The organism is Methanobrevibacter sp. TMH8, from assembly GCF_020148105.1.
Taxonomy (GTDB): domain Archaea; phylum Methanobacteriota; class Methanobacteria; order Methanobacteriales; family Methanobacteriaceae; genus Methanobinarius.
Window position 1 is genome coordinate 1 of the sequence record NZ_JAHLZE010000033.1, and the last position, 12,789, is coordinate 12,789.

Here is a 12,789-nt window from a genome sequence, read left to right on the forward strand (position 1 = left end):
TAGATCTCGATGTTATTAATGATAATGCTGGTGATGGTATAGCTAATGGTGAAACTGGTACTACTGATATTACTAATAATGAAGTAGATCGTAAGAGAGTAGATTATGGTTATAATGAAGATATCTGTACTAGGCAAGTAAATATTATTATTTCCAATAGTAGCATTACCATCTTTATCAACACCATTACCAGCATTACCAACAATTTCATTATTAGTAATATCAGTAGTACCAGTTTCACCATTAGCTATACCATCACCAGCATTATCATTAATAACATTACCTTCAATAGTAGAATTACCCTCATTAGAAACACCATGACCACCATTACCAACAACCTCATTATCAGTTATAGTAGAGTTACCTTCAGTACCAGTAGTAATTCCATTACCAGTATTATTTGAAACATTACTGCCAGTTATATTTAGATCACCTTTGTCATTAGAAACACCATCACCACTATTACCAGTAATTTCACTATCAGAAATAGTCGCATCACTAGAACTGTTTTCACCAGAAGAAATATATACACCACCACCATTGCCATCAGCAGAATTACCACTTATGGTAGAATTATCAATAGTCACATTAGTACTTCCATTGCCATTTCCACCAGTAATTCTAATTCCCCCACCATTAGTTGCAGTATTATTTGCAAAAATACAATTAGTTATATTAACATCAGAATGAGCATTAGCAGAAGCAGCAGATATAGCAAGTCCTCCACCCTCATTATTTGCAGTGTTATTTGCAAAAATAGAATCAAGTATATTAATACAAGACAAACCAGCACCCGGACTATTCACACTCATTCCTCCACCAGATGATGCAGTGTTATTAGCAAAAGTACAATTTATTACATTGACATGATAAGAATTACGGCTACCACCAGTACCTACATGTAATCCCCCACCATATAATGCAGTGTTATTTATGAAAGTAGAATCAGTTATATTAACATTAATAGCACCATCACTAGTACAGCTTACACGCATTCCTCCAGCATAATCAACAGTTGCAGTGTTATTTGCAAAAATACAATTCATTACATTACCATAAGTGGAGCCATTAGCATCAGTAGTTGTAATTAGTCCTCCACCAGTATTTGCAGTGTTATTTGCAAAAATACAATTAGTTACATTAAAATAATGATATCCATATACAGAAGTAGATAAAATCAATCCTCCACCATTATTTGCAGTGTTATTTGCAAAAATACAATTAGTTACATTACCATAAATATAACCATAAGAACTCGATCTTATGTATATTCCACCACCACCACTACCAGCAGTATTATTTATGAAAGTGGAATCAGTTATATTATAATAAACAACTCTACTATTAGAAGTAGTTGCATATAATCCCCCACCAACACTACTAGATGCAGTATTATTTATGAAAGTGGAATCTTTGATTGTTAGATTTCCATAGGAAACTATTCCTCCACCACCAGTTGCAGTATTATTTATGAATGTACAATTTATAACTGTTAATAACGTGCCGTAATTGGAACTCCATATTGCTCCACCAGCACTATCGGCGTATGCATTTATGAATGTTACGTTTATGAATATTACATTCAAATTATTACCTATTGTATATATTCTTGATAGTCCTTGTGCGTCAAGTATTACTTTGTCTTTGGTTTTTCCTTGAATTGTAATATTTTTGTTAATTGTCATGTTGGTATTGTTATTACCTGTGTATGTTCCTTCTTCAAGTTCTATTATGTCACCAGAGCTTGAACTACTGAGTGCACCACTTATTCCACCAGTAGTTGTGTTATCAATAGTAGTAGTGGTAGCTGCAAATCCAGCTTGTAAGCTAAGTACAGCTAATAAAATGATACTTATTATAATTAAAGTTTGAGTTATTATTTTTTTGTTTTGTTTAATTTTATTCACCTCCCCATTATTATGGGTTTATTTAAAATATTTTTGAAATTTTAAATGTGATAAAAAGAAAGAATAAATGATCCTGAAAAAGAATTTAGGGGGTGATATATATTAAAAAAATTCTTAATAGAACAACATTTATCCATTTTTACCACATTACAAATTTATTTTTGATTAATAAAACCAGTATAATGATAAATAGTAATAAACTCCCCAAAAAGTTATTATCTATCACAATTTTACATTAAAAAAAGCATTTACTCAACTATAAAGCTCTTTTAATCTTATTAATCAAAACAAAAACTACTATTAAAAATATAGCTGCATAGTAGTTTTTCTTTTCATTAATAAAAAAAAAGATAATGATAATTATTAAAATAGCTAAATTAGTACAAAAAATTACTTCATTAAATCTAGGTTAAACGAAGTAAATTAATAAAAAATTAATTTTTATTTGAAAAATAAAGGAGTATTTTATTTATAAGAAATAAATTATATAAAAAATATTGAATATTTAATAAAATTTATTATAAATTCAGAGTATTTTGTGTCAAATGTATATTAAAATATATTAAAATATTAAAAAAACAGCAAATTAGTTCGTTTAACCTAGATTAAACGAAGTAGAAAAGATATAATTTTACATATATTAAATCAAAAATGAAGATTTAATATTGCAATATATTTTTTACTATATATTATATTCAAAATATTAATATATAAATATTACGATTTTGTAAAGTATATTTTCCATTAAAAATATAAACATGTAAATCAAAAATAAAAACAAGTATATGAAAAAATAAAATAATAAAATAAAAAAATTAAAAAATATAATCAAAATTATAAATTTAAAAAACTAGAAATAGCTATAAACACATATTCATTTTATATTCAATTCACTTTTTATCTCGCGAAGACTAGCTAAAAAATCGATCAAGTGAGTGTATTTAATATGTGTCATGAGAACTATTCTAATAGCTTTTGGATAATGAGATACTGAAACCATCCAACCTTTTTCTTCAAGCATTCTAGCTAGTTCATCAGTTGGAATATTGGGATGTGTGAATGCAACTATATTAAGTTCAGGTTCTGTTACAAGTTCGAAGCCTTCTTTGAAGAGAGCATCAGCTAAAAAGTCAGTATTTATCATACATTCATTAGCATTCTTTGCATAACCTTCTCTACCCATATGTTCCATAATTGCCCAAGTAGCTACTGCTGGAGCTCCAAGACGTGTTCCAACTATAGTAGACTGTTCTTTAGTTGTCAAGTATGGTGCTTCAACAGCCATACTATCTAAATATTTTTTTTCTCTAAAAATAATACAACCTGAAGGGATTGGAGCAAGACCCATCTTATGAGGATCAACTGTAATAGAACAAACACATTCTAGTGAAAAATCAAAATTAGGCATTTCATATCCAAAATCTTTCAAAAATGGAATGGAAAAACCACCGAAAGCTGCATCAACATGGAAATAAATATCATTTTCAATAGCTAACTGAGATAATTCTTCAATAGGATCAATCATTCCAAGTTCTGTGGTTCCAGCTATGCCCACAATAGCTATTGTATTATTATTTATATTTTCTTTCACAGAATTAATATCTACACGATAGTTTTCATCTAAATCAACTTCAACTAGCTTTAAATTAAGGATATCAGCTGCTTTTTTAAATGAAAAATGACCTGATTTTGAAACTATTATTTCAGGAACAATATATTCATCAGCATCAATATTTCCAATATTTTTCTCCTTTCTAGCTAAATTACGTGCAGCTCTCATAGCCATTAAATTAGCTTCAGTACCACCAGTAACAATATTACCATATGGTTCTTCAAGAGAAAGAAAAGAACCAATATTTTTTATAGCTTTTTCCTCAAGAGTTTGAGTTCCTTTAAAAAGACCAGGGTCTCCAAGATTAGAGTCTATAAAATCACAAAACACTTCTTTAGCCAAAGGATCAGCACGTGTACACATTGATCCTAATATATTACCTTGTGAATATTTTAAATCTTTTTCTTTGAATTTAGCTAATTCTTCTAATATTTTTTCTTTTTCTAATGGTTCTTGGTTCATTGAAAATACCTTTTAAAGTTATATAAATAAAATCCCCTTAATAAAATAATATTCATAAGAATTAAAATAAAAATAAAATTAATAATAGAATTAAAAATAAAATAATAAGGTTTAATTAAACCTTTCTTAACTTAAAAATACCCTGAAAAATAATTATTTTTGTTTTCTTGCAGCATCTAAAAGTAATTTTTGTTCGGACCTTGCTACAGTGTGTCTTACATCAACTACTGCATCAGTATTAGCTGAAACACTATTAATTCCAAGTTCAACTAGTTTTTCAACTATATGAGGTTTACTGCCCGCTTGACCACAAATACTAGATGTTACACCTGCTTCAGCACATTTTTCAATAGTTCTTGCAATTAGCTTTAAAACGGCAGGATGTTCTTCATTATAGTTTTTAGCTACTAACTCATTATTTCTATCAACAGCAAGAGTATATTGAGTAAGATCATTAGTTCCTAAGCTTGCAAAATCAATTCCAACTTCAATAAATTCTTCTATCATAAGAGCTGCAGCTGGAGTTTCTACCATTATGCCAAAATCAACATCTTTGTGAGGTATAAGTCCTACTTCTTCAGAAATCATTTTAGCTTTTCTTAATTCTTCAGGACTCTGTGATAATGGAATCATAATTCCGATATTAGTATAGCCTTGTTCATGGAGCTTTTTAATAGCTTTAAATTCAGCTTTAAGAATATCGGGCTGATCAAGCTCTCTTCTAATACCTCTCCAACCAAGCATTGGATTATGTTCATGAGGTTCATCTTCTCCACCTTCAAGGGTTTGGAATTCGTCTGTAGGAGCATCTAAAGTTCTATACCAAACTGGTTTTGGATAGAAAACATCCACTACTTTTAAAATATTTTCCATCAATATTTTTATAAGTTCATCTTCCCTACCATCATTGATAAATTTATTTGGATGAACACCAGCAGTTAACATCATATGTTCTGTTCTAAGCAATCCTACCCCATCAGCACCAGTAGCGAAAGCTTTTTTAGCTGCTTCTGGCATACTCACGTTAGCTTTAACTTCAGTTACAGTTATAATAGGGGCTGCAGCTTGAACAGAGATTTTTTCAGTTTGTTTTTCTTTAGTTATTTTGAACTCACCTTCAAAGACAAGCCCTTTTTTACCATCAATAGTTACTTTAGAATTTTCTTTAAGAACTTCAGTTGCATTTCCAGTTCCAACAACACAAGGAATTCCAAGTTCACGAGATATAATTGCTGCATGACAAGTTATTCCACCTTCATCAGTGATAATTCCACTAGATCTTTTCATAGCTGGAACCATATCAGGAGTAGTCATGGTTGTAACCATTATATCCCCATCTTGAATTTTATCTAACTCATCAATTTTACGAATAATTTTAACAGAGCCAGATGCCATTCCAGGACTTGCACCAAGACCCCTTACAATAACTTCCCTAGATTCCAAATCATCATCAGGTTCTGCAGTAGAACCTGAAACTTCAGTACCTTCATCTAAAGTAGTGATTGGTCTTGATTGTAACATATAAAGAGTGTTATCATGGAAAGCCCATTCAGTATCTTGTGGAGCATCATAATGCTTTTGGATACGTTTTCCCATTTCAGTTAACTCAATAAGTTCATTTTCAGATAAAACCCTTTTATTTCTTAGTTCTTCTGGAACATCAACTTGTTTAGTTTCACCACTAGGTAATTTTTCAAACATTACCTTTTTATCAGCAATACTTAAGTTTAAGACTTCATTAGTCTTTTTATCAACATAATAAGTATCTGGAGTTACAGAACCTGAAACAACAGCTTCTCCTAATCCCCAAGATCCTTCAATAAGAGCTACATCTTCACCAGTAGAAGGATTAACAGTAAACATTACACCTGCTTTTTCAGATTCGACCATCTCTTGAACAACTACTGCAATATAAACTTTTGAATGTTCAAAATTATTTTCTTCACGATAAAATATTGCTCTAGCTTCAAAAAGAGATGCCCAACATTTCCTTACATATTCGATTACAGATTCAGAACCATGAATATTTAAAAATGTATCTTGTTGACCTGCAAATGAAGCTTCTGGTAAATCTTCTGCAGTTGCTGAAGATCTAATAGCTACAAGAAGATCATCGTCCCCAGTTTTTTGACAAAGAGCATTATAAGCTTCAATAATAAGAGCAGAAATATCTTCTGGAATAGAAGTATTTATAATAATTTTTTTAATCTTTTCAGCTGATTTTTGAAGTTCTTTAGTATTATTAATATCAATTCCACTTAATATATCCATGATATTATCGATTATTCCTGTATCAGTCATGAATTTATTATAAGTTTCTGCAGTAACTACAAATCCAGGAGGTACTGGTATCCCTGCTTGAGTTAATTCGCCTAAATTAGCTCCTTTTCCCCCAGCAATTCCAACATCTTCCTTACTTATATTTTCAAACCTTTCAACATACATAGTTTTCATCCTTGATTTCTAAATAGAAAATAATGCCATAATAATGATTGTAAAATTATTAAACTTAATTTAAACTTAATTAATATATGATTTGATTAAATCTTAATTATAACCTAATATATTAACTAAGGCTTAATTAAAACTTAATATATTACCTAATATATTAATTAATGTTTAATGTAAAACTTAATGTAAAAATTATCGTAAAAAATACACAAATATTGGATAATCTGAATAATATCTCAGTATATTTATAAATTATAATCTAATAACAGATTAAACAAGATAAAAAGTTAAATAATAAGATTATTTAACTAATTCTTCTCCTTTTTCAACTACGATTCTACAACCAACAGGCAATTTCATAGATGCTCTTCTTAAAGATTCTTTTGCATCAAGGAAATTCTTTTTATTGGTTTCGATGGTTAAAACTTTTTGATTTTTTTTAACAATAGCTTCAGAACTAATTGATTTACCAAAAGCTTTTCTCATACCATTCTGTACCCTATCTGCACCTGCACCTGTAGCCATTGGGTTTTCTCTTACGATTTGGTGAGGGAAAACTCTAATTTTTAAATGATATCCCATTCTTCCGGCTTTTCTTTGCATAAATCTGTTAGAAGCAATACGAGCAGCTTCTAATGAGTTATGACTCAAATGAGCAGGGCTTTTCACAGCCAAAGTTACTTTTACTGGAAATTCCTCAGAGAGATTCCCCATATCAAATTGAACTACCTTAGAACCAGGAATTTTTCTTATATATTCTCTTCTTGTATAAGCACGAACCATTAATAGTCCTCCATAATAAAATTGAATTATATATTAATTGTGTTTCTATCAAAATAATTTTATTAAGTCACAATAGACTTATAGGCATTTTTAAGAGCGAATTATCTCAAATTGCTACTAAAACACAAACTATGCCCAATAATATAAAATTTAAGATTAAAAATATTTAAGATTTATATTAAATACATAACTAGATAGAATAAAATTATTTATCTGAATTGGTATTAATAAATGTTACTATATTGAATATAATATATAGTAAAATAACCAAGATTTAAATTTTTAAAATTTAATTTTTAGCAAAAATGAATTAATCCTTAAATTTTATTAATTAATTTGGTTATTACATATTTTTATTATATTTATAATTATTTTTATAATTTATTTTTATGATTAAATTTTAATTTTGATTTAATTTTAATATATTTTCAATTTATTTTTATAAAATTATTATATTATATGAATAAATTATTGAATAAATTATAATATGAATTATTATTGATTATTATAATGAAATAAAATTTTATTTATTATATTTATGATTTCATTAAAATTACTATAATCTCATATAATCTCATTATAAATAAATGTTTATTACAATAATAATATATGTAAAGCATAGTATAAAAATTTTTGAATATTTTAAAATTTATTGGATAAAATAATTAAAATAAAATAAATAATAAATAAATAATAAATAAAATAGAATTAAAATAGAATTAAAATATTGAATATCTATTAAAATAAGAAAATATTTATAAATAAGGAGATAAAATGAAAATTGCAATTAGTGGAAAAGGTGGTGTTGGAAAAACTACATTAACTAGTACATTAGCATGTATATTCTCAGAAAACCATGCTGTTTTTGCAATTGATGCCGATCCAGATATGAATTTAGCAACAAGTCTTGGAGTTAAAGAAAAAATTGTTCCGATTTCATCTATGCGAGAATTAATTAAAGAACGGACAGGTGCAGACAGTGGTGCTTCATTTGGAGAAGTGTTCAAAATGAACCCTAAAATCAGTGATCTTCCTGAAAAACTATCTTATGATTACAAAAAAGATGGATCCCTCAAATTAATGACTATGGGTACTGTTGAAAAAGGTGGAGAAGGTTGTGTTTGTCCAGCTGCCGTATTACTTAAAGCTCTTCTTCGAAACATTGTTGTTAAAAAAGAAGAAATGGTTTTACTTGATATGGAAGCGGGAATTGAACATCTTGGACGGCGTACAGCCGAATCTGTTGATGCAATGATTATTGTAGTTGAACCAGGCCTTAAATCTCTTGAAACAGCTGAAAGAATTAAAAATCTTTCAACAGATATTGGAATAAAAAAGACATTAGCTGTTTTAAATAAATGTTCTTCAATAGAAGAAAAAGAATTTGTGGAAAAAAATCTAAATGAATTAGATATTGAACTTATAGGATCTATTCCTACAGACAAAGATGTTACTATGTCAGATATGGAAGGAAAACCATTGATGAATTACAAAAACTCATCTGCTCTTAGATCTATAAAAAAAATAGCATCTAATTTAGAAACAATGCTAGATTCATGAAAGAAAATGAGATTCATGAATAAAAAAATGTAAATAAAAAATTAATATTTATTCGATGAATATTGAACTTCTCTGACTGATTATTTTATGATTTTCAGCCAGAAATGCTCTTTTTTAGATAGGATTAATTCTTCATAATAATAAAGCATCACATAAAACTATCTTTTTACTATTGCTTTTATTTTATTGTTATATATTGTTTTTAATCCAGAAGTTTTAATCACTGGAGAAAACTTATATATTCCTTTTTTAGCCTTGAAATTAAAAATAACTTTTGCTGAATTTTTTGAACCAACTTTTAAGTTTTCAACTTTTAATATGAGTATTCTAGTTTTTTTATTATAATGGAATTTAACTCCTTTACTAACTAATGGTTTTTTAACGGCCAAACCTTTAGGAATTTTGTAATATACTAAAAATGTCTTTTTATTTGGACCCGCATTTGTAAAAAGAGATTTTAAAGCTAATTTACCTTTTGAAACAGCATAATTATTTTTTACTTTCAAAGAAGTTTTTGGAGTATTTTTTGTAATAGTTTTATTGTCTGAATTTGTATTATTAACTGAAGTCGTATTGTTTATTTGATTTGGACTTATAACATTAAAAGTAACAACATTATAACTACTTGAATATTCACTATCTCCTGCAAAACTAACATTGACTGTATTTTTACCTGAATTTTGTACAAAGTAGTTATACATACCACTTATACCATTTTCATCTGAGACTATATGACCATTACAATGCCCACCATTAACTGAAAAATCTATCATTTTTCCAGGTAATACATTATTATTTTCATCATATATTGTAGCTTTAATATCAACATAACCATTTTCAGTAGTATCTGAAATTTTATCAACTACAATATGAGTATTTTTAGTAGCATTTACACTAGACATTGAAACTAGTACAATTAAAACACTGAATAGTATTAAAATACTATATTTTTTATTATTTTTCATTATTTCAAAACCTATAATTATAGATTATAATATAAAGTATAATATAGATTATAATATGAGATTTATGAGATATTATACAATATATTATAGTTATATTTAGAGTATATATTTACCAAATATAGTAATCCCAATTTTAATTTTAATAACAATTGTTATAAAGACAAATCTAGAATATTCGTTATGTAATAATATGATATTCAAAAAAACATTCTTAAAAATTATAATTAAATCACATTTAATGCAAATATTGATTCTTTAAAGATTTATAACGTCTTTTTTATATGTTTAAATGTTAAAATTTCCAATTACTATATATTTAATAAATTAAATTAATTCTAATATATATATTTTTCTAAAAAATTAACATTAAATAAAATCAAGAAATTTAATAAAAAAAATTAGTGATAAAAACAAAATTTAGCCTTTTCATATGAATATTTTTTAGATATTTATTTAACTTTAAATTACGATATGATTATAACTACATATAGATAAAGATATATAATATTAAAAACAAAAATATCTTTAAATATTATAAATTTAAAAAAACTACTAATTTTATTTCAAAAAGATGTTGATAAAATGAAAATAGAAGCTGAAATTAAAATGGAATATGAAAATTCCAAGGACGCTGATATATCCTTAAAATCTTTAGAAGCAGAAAATAAAGGCTATGTCAAATCTAAAAAAGAAAATAACATTCTCACTTTTAGTTTAAAGTCTGATTCTCTTTCTACATTTCTAGCTACAGCTGACGATTTAATATTTTCTGAAATACTTGTTGAAAAAGTTCTTGAATCGGTATCGAGTAGTTAAATATCAAACATTAACTAATTAATCATATATTAACTAATTAAATAGTTTACTTAATATTTAAAATTAATTATTAGATGATAATTTAAAAAATTATTTTATTAATTATTTTATTATAATTAATAATATAATAATTTTATAAAAATATTTTAAAAATATTTTAAAAAATCTATAATTGATGTAAATATTAATCTAAATTTTATAATTTTAATAATACAGATTATCTAGATATTCTATATCAATATAATAATCAAATATAATATTAAATAATATAAAATAGGATATTATATAATAGAATATTATATAATAGGATATTATTATATAATAGGATATATTTATTTAATATGATATAATTATAATCAAATATAATCTAATTTATAATTTCTTTAATAAAATAATCAAAAATATAAAAATTATTCTTATAAAAGGTGAAATAATGAAATTTTTACTTGAAGGGACAATAACATTTAATAAAAATGTTGAAGAAGCTAAAGAGGACATAGCTAACTTCATTGAAGAAGCTAATAAAGAAATATTGCTTCGTGGTGTAAAAGAGGGACGTGAAGAAGATGGTGCACAAATAACAAAATGGGATGTTAAAGATAATGAATTGCATGTTGAAATTGAATCTGGCAGTAAAGTAAGATCCCATGATGGATTACTTAGGATTAAAAAACCATTAACACAATTACTTGGTAAAAAATACCATTTAGGTGTTAGAAAATTACATGTAGATACCTATACAGTAACCATTCCAACAGGAGTTGGTGAATATGAAATCAACAAAGACCTTGCAAAAAACCTTCCACAAATAACTGATTTAAAAATAGAAGGTAAAAATGTTGTTATTACTTTAAAAGATATTAATGAATCTGAAATTAAGAAACAGACAGTAAATAGAGTAATAAAACATGTAGCTACTAAAAAAGAAGAAGATAATAAAGAAGATGATAAAGACAAAATTGGAGAAAAAAAGGTTGATGATGAAGAAAAAGCACCTATGGCAGCTGGATGTCCAGATGATGATACTGGAGAACAAAAAGATCTTACATTTAGTGTAACAAAGATTACTCCTGGAGAAATAATAGCTAGAAGTCCTGAATTTGAAACATATTTTAAGGGAGATGTGACTGAAAAAGCTATTGAACTTGGATGGATAAAAACATTCCCTGGAAGAGGACAGTGGTTTTATGGACCTCAAATGACAGCACTTCAAAGAGCATTTGAAGCAATTCTTATTGATAAAGTAATTGAAAAACTTGGATTTGATGAATGTCTTTTCCCAAAATTAATTCCAATTCCTACAATGGACAAGATGAGATATCTTGATGGCCTTCCTGAAGGAATGTATTATTGTAGTGCTCCAAAGAGAGACCCAGAATTATTTGATAAGTTTAAAAATGAATTAGCTATTAACCGAGAAGTTCCAATGGATCTTCTAAAAGATGGACTTAAAGATCCTGCATATGTTTTAGCTGCTGCTCAATGTGAGCCATTCTATGAATTCCTTTCTCATGAAGTTATAGATGAAAAAGATCTTCCAATAAAATTCTATGATAAAAGTGGTTGGACATATAGATGGGAGTCTGGTGGAGCTAAAGGAATTGATAGAGTTCATGAATTCCAACGTATTGAATTAGTATGGATAGATAAACCAGAAAATACTAATAAAATCAGAGACGATACTCTTGAATTATCCCATGAATTAGCTAGTGAACTTGAACTTCAATGGTATACTGAAATTGGAGATGATCCATTCTATCTTGAAGGAAGAAAAGTTGAAAACAGAGGAATCGAATTTCCAGATGTTCCAAAATATGAAATGAGGTTAGTAGTTCCAGGCCAGAAAAAAGGAGTAGCTGTTGTTTCTGCAAATGTCCATGGAACTCATTTTACTGAAGGATTCTCTATTAGAGAAGCTCATAAACATACACTTTGGACAGGTTGTACTGGTTTAGGTTTAACTAGATGGTTGTTCGGATTTTTAGCTCAAAAAGGATTTGATGAAGAGAATTGGCCACAGATAATAAAAGATCATTATAAAAAAGTTAAAATACCAAAAATATTAACTTGGCCTACAAAAGAATAGAAATATGAACAAATATATAAAATAATTCATTATAGAATTATTTATCTATCTTTGTTTATATCCTATTAAATTTATATCTATTAATATTAACATTAAATATAAATAATGAGTGAGAACAATTATAATATAATATTATTTATCATCTTA

Annotated in this window: 8 protein-coding genes; 3 read left to right on the forward strand and 5 right to left on the reverse strand. The window is 27.1% G+C overall.

What is annotated here, in order from left to right:
• The 4 genes from KQY27_RS09350 to rplJ all read right to left on the reverse strand — a co-directional run.
• On the reverse strand, window positions 1-1,907 hold a 1,907-nt coding region (locus tag KQY27_RS09350; protein WP_224425794.1), incomplete at its 3' end, for a right-handed parallel beta-helix repeat-containing protein.
• A gap of 874 nt (window positions 1,908-2,781) precedes the next feature.
• Complete coding sequence (gene mfnA, locus KQY27_RS06660; RefSeq protein WP_224425795.1) at window positions 2,782-3,981, reverse strand: tyrosine decarboxylase MfnA; 1,200 nt, start codon at window positions 3,979-3,981, stop codon at window positions 2,782-2,784.
• Between the two features lie 153 nt (window positions 3,982-4,134).
• Complete coding sequence (gene ppsA, locus KQY27_RS06665; RefSeq protein ID WP_224425796.1) at window positions 4,135-6,426, reverse strand: phosphoenolpyruvate synthase; 2,292 nt, start codon at window positions 6,424-6,426, stop codon at window positions 4,135-4,137.
• 306 nt (window positions 6,427-6,732) lie between these two features.
• On the reverse strand, window positions 6,733-7,215 hold the full coding sequence (rplJ, locus tag KQY27_RS06670) for a 50S ribosomal protein L16 (protein WP_224425797.1): 483 nt from the start codon (window positions 7,213-7,215) through the stop codon (window positions 6,733-6,735).
• A gap of 774 nt (window positions 7,216-7,989) precedes the next feature.
• Here rplJ and KQY27_RS06675 point away from each other — a divergent pair.
• Window positions 7,990-8,775 (forward strand): AAA family ATPase, encoded by a 786-nt coding sequence (locus tag KQY27_RS06675; protein WP_224425798.1) that lies wholly within the window; start codon window positions 7,990-7,992, stop codon window positions 8,773-8,775.
• 158 nt (window positions 8,776-8,933) lie between these two features.
• Here the strand turns inward: KQY27_RS06675 and KQY27_RS06680 are convergent, their stop codons facing one another.
• Window positions 8,934-9,740 (reverse strand): hypothetical protein, encoded by an 807-nt coding sequence (locus tag KQY27_RS06680; protein ID WP_224425799.1) that lies wholly within the window; start codon window positions 9,738-9,740, stop codon window positions 8,934-8,936.
• Between the two features lie 582 nt (window positions 9,741-10,322).
• Here KQY27_RS06680 and KQY27_RS06685 point away from each other — a divergent pair.
• Both KQY27_RS06685 and serS read left to right on the forward strand, forming a co-directional pair.
• On the forward strand, window positions 10,323-10,556 hold the full coding sequence (locus tag KQY27_RS06685) for a KEOPS complex subunit Pcc1 (protein WP_224425800.1): 234 nt from the start codon (window positions 10,323-10,325) through the stop codon (window positions 10,554-10,556).
• Between the two features lie 433 nt (window positions 10,557-10,989).
• A complete protein-coding gene (serS, locus tag KQY27_RS06690) occupies window positions 10,990-12,642 on the forward strand; it encodes a serine--tRNA ligase (protein WP_224425801.1) in 1,653 nt (550 codons plus the stop codon).
• The last annotated feature ends 147 nt before the right edge of the window (window positions 12,643-12,789 follow it).